The organism is Streptomyces sp. NPDC059166 (assembly GCF_042755185.1).
In the GTDB taxonomy this organism is placed as follows: Bacteria; Actinomycetota; Actinomycetes; order Streptomycetales; family Streptomycetaceae; genus Streptomyces.
This window is the reverse complement of the sequence record NZ_JBHZCI010000019.1, coordinates 43,395-60,737: the sequence shown is the minus strand read 5'-3', so window position 1 is coordinate 60,737 and position 17,343 is coordinate 43,395. Positions and strand designations below refer to the sequence as shown.

Here is a 17,343-nt window from a genome sequence, read left to right as displayed (position 1 = left end):
GAACACAACGACGCGGGGTGGAGCAGCTCGGTAGCTCGCTGGGCTCATAACCCAGAGGTCGCAGGTTCAAATCCTGTCCCCGCTACTGGAAGACGAAGGCCCGGATCCTCATGGGATCCGGGCCTTCGTCGTGCGATGACGCGGTTTTTCAAGTTCCCGGCGTGAAGTGCGGTTCACGGGGCACGAGTTGGACCCAACCGTGTTTCACTTGTCTCTCTGTGGGCATGTCGACAAAACGCTGAAGTGACCTCACTGGCCGCGATATACCAGGTGTACGCGGGTTGCAGGTGGTGGGACGATGGTATTTATGGGGGACAGGGCAACTCTGTTGGAGACAGGGCGGTTTGTGCAGCGACGCGGCCGGAGGGCGGAAAACGTGGCGGATGGGGCATTCGCCGCTGCCCCGACCGCGATCGCCGATTCCGCCGATGACGTCGCAGCCCTCACCGAGGACACCACCGCCACCACCACCGCCGCCGCGGACCGCGACGCCGCGATGAGCACGGCAGGCCACGGCGCCGAGGCCGACGGCGCCGCGGACGCCCCGGATCACGCCGACGAGACCGAGGCCCGGCACCGGCGCGCCGCCGATGCCGGCGACACCGCCTCCATGAGCGTGCTGGGCGCCCTGCTGCTGCGCCGGGGAGACCTCGACGGCGCGGAGACCTACCTCCGTGCGGCCACGGCCGAGGGCGACCGGGCGGCGGCGAACAACCTGGGCGTGCTGCTCCACCAGAGGGGATACGCGGACGAGGCCGCCGGATGGTGGCGCATCGCGGCCGTCGCGGGATCCGCCGCCGCCGCGCACGCACTCGGGCGTCACTTCCGTGAGCGCGGGGACGAGCCCGGCGCCGAGTACTGGCTGCGCCAGTCCGCCGAACAGGGGCACGCGCTGGGCGCCTACGCGCTCGCCGATCTGCTGGAGCACCGAGGCGACGAGGGGGTCGAGCGCTGGCTGCGGGCCGCCGCCGAGCAGGGTCACAGGGAGGCCTCGTACCGTCTGGCGCGCGCGATCGAGCGCAATGCCGTGGGGGACGCCCACGAGGCTTTCGGCCTCGGGCGCGCCGTGGGCGAGGGGTACAGGGCCCCGGAGCCCCGTACGCCACCCAAGCCGGACAGCCCCGTGGCGGGCCCCGACTCGGGGCGGGTGGGTGAGGCGGAGCAGTGGTACCGCCAGGCCGCCGCGCGTGGTCACCGGCGGGCCGCCCTGCATCTCGGCGCCATCCTCGAACAGCGCGGGGAGCTCAAGGAGGCCGGTCGCTGGTACCTCACCGCCGCCAAGGACGGCGAGCCCCGCGCCGCGTGCGCGCTCGGCTTCCTCCTTCGCGACGCGGGGGACGAGGAGAGCGCGGCGGTCTGGTGGCTGCGCGCCGCCCAGGACGGTGACGGGAACGCCGCCAACGCTCTGGGGGCGCTGCACGCCGCGAGGGGCGAGCAGCAGACCGCGGAGCGCTGGTACCGCGCGGCCATGGACGCGGGGGATGTCAACGGCGCCTACAACCTCGGCCTGCTCTGCGCGGCGCAGGACCGGATCCCACAGGCCGAGCAGTGGTACCGCCGGGCCGCCTACGCCGGGCACCGGGAGGCGGCCAACGCCCTGGCCGTGCTGCTGCTCCAGGCGGGCGACGCGACCGGGGCCGAACCCTGGTTCTCCAAGGCGGCGGAGGCGGGCAGTGTCGACGCCGCGTTCAACCTGGGCATCCTGCACGCGGGCCGGGACGAGGACCGCACCGCGCTGGGCTGGTATCAGCGGGCGGCGGCCGCCGGGCACACCGATGCCGCGCTGCAGGTCGGCATGGCCCTGCTGAGGGACGGTGAGGAGCAGGAGGCGGAGCGCCACCTCAGGTGCGCAGCCGGCGGAGGAAGTGCCGAGGCGGCGTTCCGGCTGGCCGGCGTCCTCGACCTGCGTCAGCCGGCACCGGGGCCGCCCGCGCTGGGGGAGCCGATGCCCGAGCGCACCGAGTGCGAGGAGTGGTACGAGCGGGCGGCCGAGCAGGGGCACCGCCGTGCCCAGGTCAGGGCCGGGATGCTCGCCGCCGCGCGCGGTGACATGGCGAACGCCGCGCGCTGGTACCGCGAGGCCGCGGAGTCCGGCAGCCGCAACGGCGCCTTCAACCTCGGCCTGCTGCTCGCCCGGGAGGGAAGCGAGCGTGAGGCCGCCCTGTGGTGGACCCGCGCCGCCAACGACGGCCACGGCCGCGCCGCCCTGCGGCTGGCGCTGCTCGCCGCCCGGCGGGGAGAGCTCGCCGAGGGGCAGCACTGGTGCGGCCGCGCGGTCGAGCTCGGACCGGCCGAGGTGGCCGACCGTGCCGCGCGGCTGATGGAAGCACTGCGCCAGGAGCTCACCGCCTGACGGAGCGGGGCGTGCGGCCTGACGGAGCGGGGCGCGCGCCGGGCGGGGCGCTCCGCCTGGTGGGTCGCCGTGCGGCTCGCGTGGGGCCGGTGGCCACCGGCCCTCCCGGTCTGGCGCTGGTCACCGTGCGGCTGCCGCCGGGCGCCGGCCGAATGAATTTGCTCCGTCCGGCAGCGGTGCCGTAAGGTTGTGACCACAACGACGCGGGGTGGAGCAGCTCGGTAGCTCGCTGGGCTCATAACCCAGAGGTCGCAGGTTCAAATCCTGTCCCCGCTACTGAAGACTGAGGCCCGGATCCTTTCGAGGATCCGGGCCTCAGTCGTGTCCGGGGTGGTCGTGTCCAGGATGCGTGGACCGACGACCGCACCCCAGCCGTGCCGGAGCCGCGGTCGTCCCCGTGAGGAGGCACCGGTCCCTGCGGGCGCGGTGAGGCCGCAGGCAGCTACGGCGACTCGTGCCGAGCTACGGCGACCGCGTCGGCCCGGTGACGCCGCAGCCGGCGACGGCGACCCGCGCAGGCCCGGTGAGGCGGGCCTCAGGCGGTCGCCGCGCAGTTCGGGCAGATACCGCGGTAGGTGACCTCGACGTCCGAGACCGTGAAGCCGAAGCGTTCCTCGGCCGGCAGGTCGGCCAGCGGGTTCCCCGACGGGTGCACGTCCCGGATCGCCCCGCAGGTGCCGCACACCAGGTGCTGGTGCGGCCGGTGCGCGTTGGGGTCGTACCGCTTGGCCCGGCGGTCGGTGGAGACCTCGATGACCTCGCCGAGGGAGACCATCTCACCCAGCGTGTTGTACACGGTGGCGCGGGAGATCTCCGGGAGCCGTTCCACGGCCCTCGCGTGGACCTCGTCGGCCGTCAGGTGCACATGGTCGCCTTCGAGCACCTCGGCCACCACGCGCCGCTGTGCCGTCATGCGCCAGCCGCGTCCACGAAGTCGTTCCAGGAGGTCACTCATGCGCACCAGCCTAACAGTGGAGCCCTCGAGTCCCGAGTGGGTGTGGTTTTAGATCACAAGTCGAATTGGACAATGTCCAGTGCTCTGCCCGCACGCCACCGGGGCGCGTACGAACAGCCGGGACGGCCCACCGACTCCACCGGCTGATGGCGGACGACGAGAAGGCGCGGCTCGTGGGCGACCTCGCCGGATTCATCGCAGGGGTCTCGCGCGACGGGATCGCCGAGCGGGCGATCGGCGACCTCCGGCAGGCCGACGCGGACCTCGGCCAGCGCCTGCAGGCCGCCGTCCGGACCCTGCGCGGCCGACGGTGCGTCCGCCGCCCGCGTACGCCCGGCGCCGACGGCGGGCCGGCAGTCCCAGGGGCGGCCGGCCCGCCCGCGTACGCCGCCCCGGGCGGGGGGCTCAGGCGTTCAGGCTCGCCGCGGTTCTGCGGACCGGTGCCCAGCACCTGATGATGTCGCGCACCGAGACGATGCCCACCGGCCCGTCGCCGTCCAGCACGATCAGGTGCCGGAAGCCGCCGTGTGTCATGGCCTCGGCGGCCTCTTGGAGGGTCCAGGCCGGAGAGGCGAAGACGACGTCGGTGGTGGTGTGCGTGGACGCCGTCTCGGTGTCGGGGTCCAGGCCGGCGCCGAGGGCGTCGAGGATGTCGCGTTCGGTGAGGATGCCGAGACCGCAGGTGTCGGGGTCGTGGACGACGGCCGCCCCGATGCGGCGGGCCGACATGAGCCGGGCCGCCTGACGGAGCGTGTGTGCCGGGCCGATGGTGAGGACCAGGGTGCTCATGGCGTCGCGGACAAGCATGAGAGGAGCCACCTCCTTCGCTCGGTGACCGGTGCAACCACCTCGTGAGGCGATTCACAAGTTCACAAGTGGGGGGACTCTCAGAGTGACACCCTGGAACCGTGCCGACAAGAGGTTGCGCAGACCCTCAGTAGCGCTGGTTGAGATACCCCAGCAGTTCGTCGTGGAGCAGGCCGTTGGACGCGGCCGCGTTGCCCCCGCCCGGTCCTGAGACTCCGTCAAGGCTGGTGAAACGCCCGCCCGCCTCCTGGACGATGATCGCGTTCGCCGCCATGTCCCAGAGGGAGAGCTCCGGTTCCGCGCAGATGTCCACCGAACCCTCGGCGACCATCATGTACGGCCAGAAGTCCCCGTACCCCCGGGTTCGCCAGCAGGCCCGCGTCAGGTCCATGAAGCCGTCGAGCCGGCCCTGCTCCTCCCAGCCCGTCAGTGAGGAGAAGGCGAACGAGGCGTCGGGGATCCGCTCGACCTTCGACACCCCCAGCCTGGTCGCGGAGGTCAGGCTCCGGCCGGAGAAGGCCCCCGCGCCCTTCGCCGCCCACCAGCGACGGCTGAGGGCGGGGGCGGACACCACGCCCACCACGGGCTGGAAGCCGTCCTCGCCCGCTTCCATCAGGGAGATCAGCGTCGCCCAGACGGGCACGCCCCGTACGTAGTTCTTGGTGCCGTCGATGGGGTCGATGACCCAGCGCCTGGGGCCCGTGCCCTCGACCCCGTACTCCTCACCGAGGATCGCGTCGCGCGGGCGGGCCCGGTGCAGGTGGCCGCGGATCAGTTCCTCCGCGTGCTTGTCGGCCTCACTCACCGGTGTCATGTCCGGCTTCGTCTCGACCTCGAGGTCCAGGGCCTTGAACCTGTCCATCGTCGCGGCGTCGGCGGCGTCCGCCAGTACGTGGGCCAGACGCAGATCATCGTGGTAATCGGGCATGCCGTCACAGTATCCACAGCCACCCGGCCGGGCTACACGGGCCCGAGCGGCTGCCGGGCCCCGGGTGCCCGGCGGCCCCTGGCGCTCTCGCGGAGCGCCTCGGCTCCGAGTCGCGGGTCCCGGCACGGTGGCGCGGTCCTGGCGCTCAGGCCGAGGACCCCGACAGCTGAAGACCGATCACCCCGATGATGACCAGCGAGATCGACACCAGCTTGAGCGTGGACACCACATCGCCCAGGAAGACCATCCCGTAGATCGCCGTCCCCGCGGCGCCGATGCCCGTCCACACCGCGTAGGCGGGGCCGACGTCGAGCTTCTTGAGCGAGAGGGTGAGCAGTCCGAAGCTCCCGAGGGCGAAGGCGCAGAACGCGACCGTCGGCCAGAGACGGGTGAAGCCGTGCGAGAGCTTGAGGCACACGGCGAAGCCGGTCTCGAGCAGTCCCGCGACCACGACCAGCAACCACGCCATCGTGAGGTGCCTTCCATGTAGGTGACGCTCCGACCCGTCCGTCGCGATTATGCCCTTACCGCCCGCTCCGGCCCGCAAACGTGCGCGCGTCGGAACGCCGGGCCGCAATCCCGTGGCACGGCGGGGACCGCCGGCGGCCGCCGGGTCAGTCGCCCTCCCGCCTCTCCCGGGTCGAGAGCAGCCTCCGCAACGAGTCGAGCCGCGCGGGATCCGCGTGTCCCTCCGTCACCCAGGCGTCCAGGGCGCACTCCGGCTCCTGCCCGTCATGGGTGCAGCCGCGCGGGCAGTCCTCGGTCCCCGGCTCCAGGTCGGGGAAGGCGTGGATGACCCGGGAGGGGTCGACGTGATGGAGCCCGAACGACCGCACGCCCGGAGTGTCGACGACCCAGCCGCGGCCGCCGGGCAGCGGCAGCGCCAGCGCCGATGTGGTGGTGTGCCTGCCCCGCCCCGTGACGGCGTTGACCACCCCGGTGGTCCGTCGCCGGTCCTTCGGCACCAGGGCGTTGACCAGGGTCGTCTTGCCGACGCCGGAATGGCCGACGAAGGCGGTCACCCGGCCGTCGAGCAGTTCGCGCACCCGGTCGGCGGCGTCGCCGTTCTCCAGCTCCTCGCGACTGGTCACGACGTAGGGGACACCCAGGGGGGTGTACGCCTCCAGGAGCTTGTCGGCCGAGGCCAGGTCGGACTTGGTCAGCACGAGGAGCGGGGTGAGCCCGCCGTCGTACGCCGCCACCAGGCAGCGGTCGATCATGCGCGGGCGGGGCTCGGGGTCGGCCAGAGCGGTCACGATCGCGAGCTGGTCGGCGTTGGCGACGACCACCCGCTCGAACGGATCGTCGTCGTCGGCCGTGCGGCGCAGCACCGAGGTACGCGCGCCGATCCTCACGATGCGGGCCAGTGTGTCCTTGTCGCCCGAGAGGTCGCCGACCAGGGAGACCCTGTCACCCACCACCGCCGCCTTGCGGCCCAGCTCGCGTGCCTTCATGGCCATGATCACGCGGTCGTCCACCAGGCAGGTGAGCCGGCCGCGGTCGACCGTGAGGACCATCCCGTCCTGGGCGTCCTCGTGCTTGGGCCGGATGTGCGTACGAGGGCGGTTGCCCTTGCGGTTGGGGCGGACGCGGACGTCGTCCTCGTCGGGGTTCTTCCCGTAACGGCGCATGCTCTCAGGCCCCGTGCCGGCCAGGCGCGGTGCCGGGGGCTCCGGACGAGACCCCCACGGCACCGGACGGCTCGCCGAGCATGCCGGTCCACATCTCCGGGAAGTCGGGCAGTGTCTTGGCCGTCGTGCCGACGTTCTCGATCTCCACCCCTGCCACCGCGAGGCCGATGATCGCCCCGGCGGTCGCCATCCGGTGGTCGTCGTACGTGTGGAAGACGCCGCCGTGCAGCGGGCGGGGCCTGATCAGAAGGCCGTCGGCGGTCTCCGTGACGTCACCGCCGAGACCGTTGATCTCCTTGGTGAGCGCGGCCAGCCGGTCCGTCTCGTGCAGCCGGAGGTGTGCGACGCCGCTGAGGGTGGAGGGGGAGTCGGCCAGCGCGGCGAGGGCCGCGATGCCGGGTGTCAGCTCACCCACCTCGCTCAGATCGACGTCGATGCCGTGGACGCGGCCGGACCCGGTGAAGGTGAGGCCCCGCTCCGTCAGCTCGCACGTGCCACCCATCGCGGTGAAGATCTCACGGAGCGCGTCACCCGGCTGGGTGGTCCGCGACGGCCAGTCCGGCACCGTGACCCGGCCGCCGGTCACCAGCGCCGCGGCCAGGAACGGCTGGGCGTTGGAGAGGTCCGGCTCGACGGTGAGGTCGCGCCCGAGCAGCGCCGAGGGGGAGACCCGCCAGACGTCCGGCTCCCCGCCGGACTCCGGCTCGTCGACCTGGGCGCCGACCGAGCGCAGCATGTCGACCGTCATCCGGATGTGCGGCATCGACGGCAGTGCCGAGCCGGTGTGGCGCACCTCCACGCCCTGGTTGAACCGGGGCGCCGACAGCAGCAGCGCGGAGACGAACTGTGAGGACGAGGAGGCGTCGATGGAGACCGGTCCGCCCACCAGTGCGCCCGCTCCGTGCACGGTCAGCGGGAGCGTCCCCCGGCCGTCGTCGTCGATCCGGGCGCCGAGGGCCTTCAGGGCGCCGATGACGCCGTGCAGCGGCCGCTCGTAGGACCGCGGGTCACCGTCGAAGTGGACGGGGCCGTCCGCGAGGCAGGCCACGGGAGGCAGGAACCGCATCACCGTCCCGGCGTTGCCCACGTCCACACGGGCCGGACCGTGCAGGCCGGCCGGAATGACCCGCCAGGCCTCGCCGGAGCCGTCCGGGCCCACGCACTCCTCGATACCGACGCCCATCGCACGGAGCGCCTGGGCCATCAGAAGGGTGTCCCGGCTGCGCAGCGGTCGGCGCAGCCAGCCGGGCTCGGAGGAGAGGGACGCGAGGACGAGGGCGCGGTTGGTGACCGACTTCGATCCGGGCACGGTGACGGTCGCGTCGACGGCCCCGGTCGCGAGCGGGGCGGGCCAGAGGGCAGGGTGCACGGAACTTTCGGTCATGACCCTCACTTTAGTGGCTCGGCACGGAACCAGATCCTGAACAAAAGTGTCGAAACCAGGACGTAACACCAGGGTGGTACAGGCGTCCCGCCCGCCGCGCCGTCGCCTCCGCCCGGTCACGCACCTCCCTCACGCCCTCACAGCCCGAGCAGCCAGCGTCCACCGCCGATGAGCGAAGAGAGCGAGACCGCGTGGAAGAGGAGGAGCCAGATCGCCGCGGGCGCGTGCGTCAGCCGCGCCAGCTGGTCCGCGTCCGAGTCGGGCGCCCCGCCGTACCGGCGCTTCGACTGGAGCTCGAACACCGGACGGACCCCGCCGAGCAGCAGGAACCAGACGACCGTGTAGGCGAAGGCGGACTGCACCTCGGCAGAGGTCAGCCAGGACACCAGCAGGAAGGTCGTACCCGTGAGGATGACCGTCAGCGCCCCGTACAGATTGCGGATCATCACGAGCATCACGGCGAGGAGCGCGGTGGCCAGCCACAGGAGCAGGGTGATCCGGCCGTTGGTCAGCAGCCAGGCGCCGCCGAGGCCGAGCAGCGAAGGCGCCGTGTAGCCGGCCGCCGCGGTGAGGATCATGCCGACGCCGGTGGGTCTGCCCCGGCTCACCGTGAGACCGCTGGTGTCCGAATGCAGACGGATACCGGAGAGCTGACGACCGGTGAGCAGGGCGATCAGGCCGTGGCCGCCCTCGTGGGCGATGGTGATCGCGTTGCGCGAGAGGTGCCACACGAGGCTGGGCACCACCGCGACCAGCGCCGCCGCGGCCGTGACGACGACCAGCCACTGCTCGGGAGCCGGCTGGGTGCCGAAGACGCGATCCCACAGATCGCCGAGTTCGGTGCTGTCCATGGTGCGAGCGGCTCCTTGGGGTCGTCGGGGGATCCTCGTCCACTCGGGTGGCGGGTCGTGGCAGTCTGGCACTTATGTGCGGACGGTATGCAGCGAGTCGGCGGCCGGAGGATCTCACCGGGCTCTTCGGGGTGGAGAAGTGGGAACCCACCGAGACCCTGGAGCCCGACTGGAACGTGGCGCCGACCAAGAAGGTCTACGCGGTACTGGACCGTCCTGTGAAGGACGCAGCCGACCGGCGGCCGGTTCGCCAGCTGCGCGCACTGAAGTGGGGACTCGTCCCGTCCTGGGCGAAGACGCCCGAGGGCGGCGCCCGAATGATCAACGCGCGGGCCGAGACGGTCCACGAGAAGCCGTCTTTCCGGCGCCCCTTCGTCTCCAGGCGCTGCATCCTGCCCGCCGACGGCTACTACGAGTGGGTCACCGGGAGCGACGAGCGGCAGCTGGAGGAGCAAGGGAGGAAGAAGCGGCCGCGCAAGCAGCCCTACTTCGTGACGCCCGCCGACGGCTCGGTCTTCGCCATGGCCGGGCTGTACGAGTTCTGGCGTGACCGGACCCTGCCCGACGACCACCCGCAGGCCTGGTGGGTCACCTGCTCGGTGATCACCACCGAGGCCGAGACCACCCCGCTCGCCGTGGCGCCCGCGGAGGGACCCTCCTCCCTCTCCGACATCCACCCCCGGATGCCGCTGATGCTGACCCCCGACCGCTGGGACGACTGGCTCGACCCCTCGCGCACCGACCCCGGGGAGCTCAAGGCGCTGCTGGAGCCGCCACCGGCCGGGCTGATGCGCGCCTACCCGGTCGCCACCGCGGTGAGCAACGTCCGCAACAACGGTCCGGAACTCCTGGAGGAGCTCGCCGCGCCGGAGGCCGGAACGCTCTTCTGAGCCGGGCAGGATGGGCACCGTGAGCCGGACCACAGGAACAGAGAAGCGGACCGAGGACGTCACCACGGACGCGGGGGAGGCCAGGATCACCTGGTACCCCGCGGAGCGCGCACGCCTCGTGCTCGCCGTCGGGCACGGCGCGGGCGGCGGCATCGAGGCCCGGGACCTCCGGGCGCTGGCCGCCGTGCTCCCGGCCGCACGGGTGACCGTGGCCCTGGTGGAGCAGCCCTGGCGGGTGGCCGGGAAGAAGCTCGCGCCCGCGCCCAGGACCCTCGACACCGGCTGGCGCGGCCTGTGGCCCGCGCTGGCCGCACCCGGTCTGCCCGTCGTCTCCGGGGGCCGCAGTGCGGGGGCCCGGGTGGCCTGCCGTACGGCGCCGGAGCTGGGGGCCGCCGCCGTGCTCGCCCTGAGCTTCCCGCTCCACCCGCCGGGCAAGCCGGAGAAGTCCCGTGCGGACGAGCTGCTCGGCGCGGGCGTCCCCACCCTCGTGGTGCAGGGCGGCCGGGACCCGTTCGGACGCCCCGAGGAGTTCCCCGCGGGTGAGCACGGGCTCACCGAGGTGCCGTACGCCGATCACGGGTTCGCCGTACCGAAGAAGGCCCCGCTGACCCAGGATCAGGCGCTGGACACCCTGACCGGCGCGGTGGCCGGGTGGCTGGACGGGATCTCCTGACGCCCCACGGCGGGCGAGCGCCCCGGAAGTACGCCGCCGAAGCTCCGCACGCCCCGGGAATGCGCCGTGGGGGACGGCTGTTGTGGCTGGTGTCGGTACAGCAACGTCGTACGTGGAGAGGGAGTCCGTCGCATGGGTTCGACCATCTGCCCGAGCCGCTCGAACGCCACAGATCTCGAGTGGACGGTCCTGCACGCGGCAACGGGTACTCCGGCGCGCGCCCCGGGCGGGCCGGAACGACAGCCCGCGCGTGAGCAAGGTCGACTATTCTCCGATGCGAGCGGGTCCGGTCTCGGTTCCGCCACATCGTTGGAGGAGGTGGGTCCGGTCACTGGGACCGACACAGGGACCGACGACGGCCGTGCGCAGGAGACGACCGCCGAGCGCAACGCGCGCTTCGAGCGGGACGCCCTCGGATATCTGGACCAGATGTACTCGGCCGCGCTGCGCATGACACGCAACCCCGCGGACGCCGAGGACCTGGTCCAGGAGACCTACGCGAAGGCGTACGGGTCCTTCCACCAGTTCCGTGAGGGAACCAACCTCAAGGCGTGGATGTACCGCATCCTCACCAACACCTTCATCAACTCGTACCGCAAGAAGCAGCGCGAACCCCAGCGGAGCGCCGCCGAGGAGATCGAGGACTGGCAGCTGGCGCGTGCGGAGTCGCACATGTCGACCGGTCTGCGTTCGGCGGAGTCCCAGGCGCTCGACCACCTCCCCGACTCCGACGTGAAGTCCGCGCTGCAGTCGATCCCCGAAGAGTTCCGCATCGCCGTGTATCTCGCCGACGTAGAGGGCTTTGCGTACAAGGAGATCGCGGACATCATGGGGACACCCATCGGTACGGTGATGTCCCGGCTGCACCGTGGGCGCCGTCAGCTGCGCGGCATGCTGGAGGACTACGCGCGTGAGCGCGGGCTCGTCCCGGCCGGAGCCGGTGAGTCGGACGACAGGAAAGGCTCGGCCTCATGAGCTGCGGAGAGCCGCACGAGACGGACTGCTCAGAGGTTCTCGACCATCTCTACGAGTTTCTCGACCATGAGATGCCCGAGGGCGACTGCACCAAGTTCGAGGTGCATTTCGAGGAGTGCTCCCCGTGCCTGGAGAAGTACGGCCTGGAGCAGGCCGTGAAGAAGCTGGTCAAGCGCTGCTGCGGACAGGACGACGTGCCGGCCGACCTGCGCTCCAAGGTGATGGGGCGGATCGACCTGATCCGTTCCGGTCAGGCCGTCCCCGAGCAGGACGTCGCCATGGGCGGAGCGGACCGCCCGGCCGTCGCGGAGTGACGACGTTCGCCCCGGTGCCGGCGCGATCCCGGTAGGGGCCCCGGCGCCGGGGGCTTCGACGGCCCCTGATTCCGGTGCGGCCACCCGCCGCCGGCACCTGAGCCCGACGCCGAACCCGGTGTCGTCACCCGAATGTGCTAATCGAGTCCGTTCGCGCCCTCCCGATCACCCAACTCGCTAGCCTGGCGCCTCCATTGACCAGGGCTGGGGGCGGCGGTGCGGGTGAGGCGAACACCGTGGGCGGCGCGCGCCCACATCGTCTGTGTCGCGGGCTGCGCCGGGCTCTGTGCGCTTCCGGCGTTCGATCCCGGGGCCGGGACGCCCTGGGGCACGCTCGGCCTCCTGGCCGCCCTCCATCTCGCCTGTGAGCTGCCCGGCCGGGTCCGGGTCCTCTCCCGCGCCGTGCCGGTGGGCGCCGGGTCGTTCTTCCCCCTGCTGCTCGCCGCGGCCTTCCTGCTGCCGCCTTCCGCCGCCGTCCTCGTCGCCGTGCCCGGCGCTCTGGCCGGACCCGTGGACCGGCCTCCGGTGGCCGCCCGCCGCCTCTGGCGGGCGGGCCGGCTCGCCCTGGCCGTGGGGGCGGCCTCCTGGACGTACTCGCTCCTCGGCGGGCCCGCCACGCTCGGCGGGTCCGCCGGCGGGGGAGCCCCCGACCTGCCCTACGCCCTGCTCCCGGTCTGCGGGACGGCGCTCGCCCTCGGTCTCGTGCTGGCCGCGCTGGACGGGAGCATCCTCGTTACGGCCGAGCGGGTGGCCCCACGGCACGCCTGGCACGGCCTGGCGGCCCGCTCGGCCGGACCGTACCTGGTGCACGCGCTCGCGGGGCTCATGATGGCCGTCCTGTGGCGGAGCTCCTACGGCCCGCCGTCCGCGCTGTTCGTCCTGCTGCCCATGTACATCTCCTGCTGGGTGTTCGCGCTGTACCACCGCCAGCACCTGGCCCATCGCGCCACCATCCGGGCGCTGGTCCAGGCGGTGGACATCAAGGACGGCTACACCCGCGGGCACAGCGAGCGAGTGGGGCACGCCTCCGAGCTGATCGGCCGCGAACTCGGCATGGAGGAAAGCCGGATGGAGGCACTCCGGTTCGCCGGCATCCTGCACGACGTCGGCAAGCTGGGCGTCCCGACCAGGGTCCTGCGCAAGGACGGGCCGCTGACGCCCGAGGAGCGCCGGGTGATCGAACTCCACCCGGAGTACGGCCACGAGATCGTCCGGGGCATCGGATTCCTGGACGAGGCCCGCGCCGCGATCCTGCACCACCACGAGCGGCTGGACGGCAGCGGCTACCCGTACGGCCTCGCCGGTGACACGATCCCCGAGTTCGCCAGGGTGGTCGCGGTCGCCGACGCGTTCGACGCCATGACGTCGACGCGTTCCTACCGCCGCGCCCGGCCCGTACCCGTGGCCGTGGACGAACTGAGGCGCTGCGCCGGAAGCCAGTTCGACCCGCGCATGGTGCACGCCCTGGCTCGCGCCCTCGACCGCCACGGCTGGTCCGCCGCTGCCAACACGGTCACCTCGGACGAGGAACCGGCGGGGCTGCCACGGCCCAGACCGGGGGCGCGGACCCCGGAGAGCGGGTCGTCCGAACGCCGTCCCGGGCCGCCCCGGTGACCCCGCGCCACCCGTCCCGCCCCGCCTGCGCCGTCCGGGGCGCCGCGCTGCTCCTCGCCGTGTCCGCGCTGGGGCACACCCTGTGGAACGGTGTCGCCGAGCCCGGGAACGCCCTGGCCTTCGGCGCCCTGGTCGCCGTCGGCGAGCTCGCCCGCCGGGGCGCGCTGCCGGGTGAGCGCGAGCCCGCCCCGCTGGGGGCGGCCGGTGCGCTCGCCTACGCGCTCCTCGGGCGCACCGCCGGGGAGGAGACCGCGCACGGCGTCCTCCAGGTGGTGACCGTCACCGTCGCCGCACAGCTGCTGGCCTCCGTTCCCCACATGGCGCGCGGGAACGGGCCCGGGCCCGACCGTGCGGCCCGCCGGGTCCTCGTCGTGGCGTTCGCGGCCCTGTGCTTCCAGCCGCTCCACCACTCCGGCAGGTCGGAGCTCTGGTTCGGCGAAGGGCCGTACTTCGCGCTCTTCCTTCTCCTCCTGCTGCTGCTCACCGCCCTCTGCGACGCCGTGCTCACCGCCCTCGCGGCCGGGACGTCCAGGCCGTTCGGGCCGCAGCTGCGGGACGAGATCCGGGCGCTGGGCGGCATCGGCCCGGCCGTCTGCGCGACAGGCGCGGTGATGGCCCTCGGAGTGGCCGTGGCGGGGCTGTGGGCGCTGCCCGTCCTCTGCGTGCCGCTGCTGCTCACCCAGGTGTCCTTCCGCCGGTACGCGGCGGTGACGACCACCTACCGGCAGACCATCGCGTCGCTGGCCCGCTCCACCGAGATCGCCGGCTACACCCCGCACGGCCACGCCCGCCGGGTGGCCGATCTCTCCGCGGCCGTCGGCAGGGAGATGGGCCTGGCCGGACCCGAACTGACCGTGCTGGAGTACGCGGCGCTGATGCACGACATCGGCCAGCTCTCGCTCGTCGACCCGGTGGCCGACGGGGCGACGGCCCTCCTCCCGGCGGCCGAACAGCGCCGTATCGCCCTCCTAGGGGGAGCCGTGGTCCGTCAGACCGGGGTGGATCCCGCGGTGGCCCTGGTCGTGGAGCAGCAGGCCGATCCGTACCGGGAACAACAGAACCTCGCCAGGATCGTCCGTGCGGTCAACGCGTACGACGACCTGTGCGGGGAAGGCGTCAAGGGGTCCCTGCGGGCGCTGGAGCAGCTGAGGCTCGGCACCGGGCACATGTACCAGCCGCAGGTGGTCGAGGCGCTGGCCAGGGTGCTGGCGCGGGGCGGCCCGGCACCGGCGGGGGCCGGGTAACCCACCGGTAATGAGCGAGCGTCCGGCCCGGCATGGTTGGATGCGAAGAAGAGCGGCAAACGAGGGTGTCCAGTCGGGACAGGCGGGAATCGTGAGGATCTTCGGGAAGGTACGGCATCGGCCGTCCGCCTCTTGGCGGCAGGCCACGGACCGCGCGTTCACGCTGATCGGCGACGGCCGGTACGAGGACGCGGGGGCACTGCTGACACGCGCGGCGGATCTGGAGCCCTGGCTCTCCGAGTCCTGGTTCAATCTGGCGCTGCTGCACAAGTTCCGGCACGACTGGGAGCAGGCCAGGGCGGCGGGTCTGCGCGCCGTGGCGCTGCTGGACCGGGAGTCCGGCGCCCCGGACTGGTGGAACGTCGGGATCGCGGCCACCGCGCTCCAGGACTGGCCGCTGGCCCGCCGGGCGTGGCAGGCGTACGGGCTGAAGGTGCCGGGCGCCGGGCAGTACAACGCGGCGGCCAACAGCGAGCCGACGGGCATGCAGCTGGGCACGGCCGCCGTGCGGCTCTCGCCGGAGGGCGAGGCCGAGGTCGTGTGGGGTCGCAGGCTGGATCCGGCGCGCATGGAGGTGCTGTCGATCCCGCTGCCGTCCTCGGGCCGGCGCTGGGGCGAGGTCGTCCTGCACGACGGGGTGCCGAACGGCGAGCGGGTCACGGCGGCCGGGCCGTCCTACCCGGTCTTCGACGAGATCGAGCTGTGGGCACCCTCACCCGTCCCCACCTGGGTCGTGCTCCTGGAGGCGGCCACCGAGGCCGACCGGGACGCGCTGGAGCAGCTGGCCTCCGACGCGGGCTTCGCCGCCGAGGACTGGTCGTCCTCGGTGCGGCTGCTGTGCCGGGCCTGCTCGGAGAGCCGGATGGAGAGCGACGAGGGCGACGGCGAGCACCTGGACCCGCACGACCACAGCGAGCCGGGCCACCCGGGCCCTCTCGGCCACCGCACCGCGGGTGACCTGTGGGTACCTGAGCGCGAGTGCGGGATAGCCGCTCCCGCCGGGCTGGTGCGAGGGCTGCTGGACGGCTGGGTGGCGGACAGTCCGGACAGCCGTGAGTGGCGGGATCTGGAAGAAGTCTGCTGACCGGTGCCCGTAGGCTGTACGGGCACCGAAGCGGGTGCGCACTCACGGGTTCAGGTTGCAGGAAGGCGTACGGCGGACATGTCGCAGCAGGAGACGGACCAGCAGGCCGGTGTGGACGACGAGGGGTTCCTCGTGGACACCGAGGACTGCGAGGCGCGCGAGACGGCGCACCGCGAGCGCGGCACCTCCCGCCCGATCACGGTGGTCGGCAACCCGGTCCTGCACCGGGAGTGCAAGCCGGTCACCGAGTTCGGTGACGAGCTCGCCCAGCTGATCGACGACATGTTCGCCAGCCAGCGGACCGCCGAGGGCGTGGGGCTGGCCGCCAACCAGATCGGTGTGGACCTGAAGGTCTTCGTGTACGACTGCCCGGACGACGACGGTGTCCGGCACGTCGGAGCCATCTGCAACCCGGTGGTCGAGGAGCTGGCCCCGGAGCAGCGCAACCTCGACGACTCCAACGAGGGCTGCCTCTCCGTGCCCACGGCCTACGCCTCGCTCGCCCGCCCCGACTACGCGGTCGTGCGCGGTCAGGACGCCCGGGGCAACGCGGTGCGGGTGCGGGGCACGGGCTATTTCGCCCGCTGCCTCCAGCACGAGACGGATCACCTGAACGGCTACCTGTACATCGACCGGCTCTCCAAGCGGGACCGCAAGGACGCGCTGAAGCAGATGGCGGAGGGCACTCCCCGCTACCCGGTCGTCGCGAACGACTGAGTCCACGACGGAACGCGGCAGGCCCCTGCACACCGGTGGGGCCCTGCCGCGTTCCGGTGCCGTGTGAGGGCCGGCCGGTTCAACAAGCGTTTTCCCAGGGGTAGTTGACGCGGGTAGACACCTTCCGACAGGCTCACTCCCGGCAGCTCACCCCCACAACAGGGAGAACTCATGCTCCGACGTGTCTCGCGTGCGCTACTCGGATTTGTCATGATCATGGCTGTGTGCGTGGGTGGTGGACTGGCCACCGCCGGCACCGCGCACGCCGACGGCTGTTACACCTGGACCCGGACGCTGAAGGAGGGGATGTCGGGCAACGACGTCACCCAGCTCCAGATCAGGGTGGCCGGCTACCCCGGTTACAACTCGGTCCTCGCCATCGACGGCTCCTTCGGACCGGCCACCAAGGCGGCGGTGACCCGCTTCCAGTCCGCCTACGGACTCGCCGCGGACGGCGTCGCCGGGCCGAACACCCAGGCGAAGCTCTACGCGCTCCAGGACAACGACTGCACCCCGATCCACTTCACCTATCCCGAGCTCAACACGTGCAACAGCACCTGGGCGGGTGGAAAAGTCGCGGCCGGTACCGCGAAGGCGAACGCGCTGAGCAGCATGTGGAAGCTGGAGGCGCTGCGCCACGCGCTCGGTGACCAGCCCATCCGGGTCACCAGCGGCTTCCGGTCCACCTCGTGCAACTCCGCGGTCGGCGGGGCGTCCAACAGCCGTCACATGTACGGCGACGCCGTCGACCTCGGCTCCGGGCCGCACTCGCTGTGCACCATCGCCAAGCAGGCCCGCAACCACGGCTTCAACGGGATCCTCGGCCCGGGCTACGCGGGCCACAGCGACCACATCCACGTGAACCAGGGGCCGAGCCACTTCTGGTCGGCCGCCAACTGCGGTATCTGACACCGGCTTCCGTG

The 17,343-nt window shown here is 72.4% G+C and carries 17 protein-coding genes, 2 tRNA genes and 1 pseudogene; 13 read left to right on the top strand and 7 right to left on the bottom strand.

From position 1 onward, the window contains the following. Positions 1–11 precede the first annotated feature (11 nt). The 3 genes from ACFXOA_RS16585 to ACFXOA_RS16575 all read left to right on the top strand — a co-directional run bounded on the left by ACFXOA_RS16585 (position 12) and on the right by ACFXOA_RS16575 (position 2,629). A tRNA-Met gene (locus ACFXOA_RS16585) sits at positions 12–85 on the top strand. Positions 86–298: 213 nt separating this feature from the next. Beyond that, the gene (locus ACFXOA_RS16580; protein ID WP_385028029.1) at positions 299–2,353 is read left to right on the top strand and encodes a tetratricopeptide repeat protein; all 2,055 of its coding nucleotides are present in this window, start codon (positions 299–301) and stop codon (positions 2,351–2,353) included. A gap of 202 nt (positions 2,354–2,555) precedes the next feature. Then, a tRNA-Met gene (locus ACFXOA_RS16575) sits at positions 2,556–2,629 on the top strand. Positions 2,630–2,888: 259 nt separating this feature from the next. On the opposite strand, the gene ACFXOA_RS16570 is transcribed toward ACFXOA_RS16575, so the two are convergent. Then, the gene (locus ACFXOA_RS16570; protein WP_385028026.1) at positions 2,889–3,308 is read right to left on the bottom strand and encodes a Fur family transcriptional regulator; all 420 of its coding nucleotides are present in this window, start codon (positions 3,306–3,308) and stop codon (positions 2,889–2,891) included. Between the two features lie 125 nt (positions 3,309–3,433). Between ACFXOA_RS16570 and ACFXOA_RS16565 the strand changes: the two are divergent. After that, positions 3,434–3,613: pseudogene (locus ACFXOA_RS16565) on the top strand (catalase-related domain-containing protein); the annotation flags it as partial. Positions 3,614–3,713: 100 nt separating this feature from the next. Here ACFXOA_RS16565 and ACFXOA_RS16560 read toward each other — a convergent pair. From ACFXOA_RS16560 to ACFXOA_RS16535, 6 genes are all read right to left on the bottom strand, one after another. After that, complete coding sequence (locus tag ACFXOA_RS16560) at positions 3,714–4,115, bottom strand: cyclic nucleotide-binding/CBS domain-containing protein (RefSeq protein ID WP_385028023.1); 402 nt, start codon at positions 4,113–4,115, stop codon at positions 3,714–3,716. Between the two features lie 127 nt (positions 4,116–4,242). Beyond that, positions 4,243–5,043, bottom strand: a complete 801-nt coding sequence (gene hisN, locus ACFXOA_RS16555) for a histidinol-phosphatase (RefSeq protein WP_385028020.1) — start codon at positions 5,041–5,043, stop codon at positions 4,243–4,245. A gap of 145 nt (positions 5,044–5,188) precedes the next feature. Further along, positions 5,189–5,512: a multidrug efflux SMR transporter gene (locus tag ACFXOA_RS16550; RefSeq protein WP_362553505.1), complete on the bottom strand. Its 324-nt coding sequence runs from the start codon at positions 5,510–5,512 to the stop codon at positions 5,189–5,191. Between the two features lie 145 nt (positions 5,513–5,657). Further along, entirely contained in the window at positions 5,658–6,674 is a 1,017-nt protein-coding gene (gene rsgA, locus ACFXOA_RS16545) for a ribosome small subunit-dependent GTPase A (protein WP_385028016.1), read from the bottom strand. A 4-nt stretch (positions 6,675–6,678) separates the two neighbouring features. Next, positions 6,679–8,058 (bottom strand): 3-phosphoshikimate 1-carboxyvinyltransferase, encoded by a 1,380-nt coding sequence (gene aroA, locus ACFXOA_RS16540; RefSeq protein ID WP_385028013.1) that lies wholly within the window; start codon positions 8,056–8,058, stop codon positions 6,679–6,681. Positions 8,059–8,195: 137 nt separating this feature from the next. Further along, on the bottom strand, positions 8,196–8,909 hold the full coding sequence (locus tag ACFXOA_RS16535; RefSeq protein WP_385028010.1) for a M50 family metallopeptidase: 714 nt from the start codon (positions 8,907–8,909) through the stop codon (positions 8,196–8,198). A 74-nt stretch (positions 8,910–8,983) separates the two neighbouring features. On the opposite strand from ACFXOA_RS16535, the gene ACFXOA_RS16530 reads away from it, so the two are divergent. The 9 genes from ACFXOA_RS16530 (at position 8,984) to ACFXOA_RS16490 (ending at position 17,329) form a co-directional block, all read left to right on the top strand. Next, positions 8,984–9,799, top strand: coding sequence for an SOS response-associated peptidase (locus ACFXOA_RS16530; RefSeq protein WP_385028007.1), 816 nt, complete (start codon positions 8,984–8,986; stop codon positions 9,797–9,799). A 10-nt stretch (positions 9,800–9,809) separates the two neighbouring features. Beyond that, a complete protein-coding gene (locus tag ACFXOA_RS16525; protein WP_385028004.1) occupies positions 9,810–10,472 on the top strand; it encodes an alpha/beta family hydrolase in 663 nt (220 codons plus the stop codon). Between the two features lie 318 nt (positions 10,473–10,790). Next, positions 10,791–11,447: a sigma-70 family RNA polymerase sigma factor gene (locus ACFXOA_RS16520; protein ID WP_033298180.1), complete on the top strand. Its 657-nt coding sequence runs from the start codon at positions 10,791–10,793 to the stop codon at positions 11,445–11,447. Continuing rightward, on the top strand, positions 11,444–11,761 hold the full coding sequence (gene rsrA / locus ACFXOA_RS16515; RefSeq protein ID WP_385028001.1) for a mycothiol system anti-sigma-R factor: 318 nt from the start codon (positions 11,444–11,446) through the stop codon (positions 11,759–11,761). Before ACFXOA_RS16520 ends, rsrA begins: the two co-directional genes overlap by 4 nt. A gap of 222 nt (positions 11,762–11,983) precedes the next feature. Continuing rightward, positions 11,984–13,375, top strand: a complete 1,392-nt coding sequence (locus ACFXOA_RS16510) for an HD-GYP domain-containing protein (RefSeq protein ID WP_385027998.1) — start codon at positions 11,984–11,986, stop codon at positions 13,373–13,375. After that, entirely contained in the window at positions 13,372–14,619 is a 1,248-nt protein-coding gene (locus tag ACFXOA_RS16505) for an HD-GYP domain-containing protein (protein WP_385027995.1), read from the top strand. The genes ACFXOA_RS16510 and ACFXOA_RS16505 overlap by 4 nt, the downstream gene beginning before the upstream one ends. A gap of 91 nt (positions 14,620–14,710) precedes the next feature. Then, on the top strand, positions 14,711–15,703 hold the full coding sequence (locus ACFXOA_RS16500; RefSeq protein ID WP_365528501.1) for a hypothetical protein: 993 nt from the start codon (positions 14,711–14,713) through the stop codon (positions 15,701–15,703). A 78-nt stretch (positions 15,704–15,781) separates the two neighbouring features. Further along, the gene (gene def, locus ACFXOA_RS16495) at positions 15,782–16,420 is read left to right on the top strand and encodes a peptide deformylase (protein WP_385027991.1); all 639 of its coding nucleotides are present in this window, start codon (positions 15,782–15,784) and stop codon (positions 16,418–16,420) included. A 171-nt stretch (positions 16,421–16,591) separates the two neighbouring features. Beyond that, positions 16,592–17,329, top strand: a complete 738-nt coding sequence (locus ACFXOA_RS16490; RefSeq protein WP_385027988.1) for a D-Ala-D-Ala carboxypeptidase family metallohydrolase — start codon at positions 16,592–16,594, stop codon at positions 17,327–17,329. The last annotated feature ends 14 nt before the right edge of the window (positions 17,330–17,343 follow it).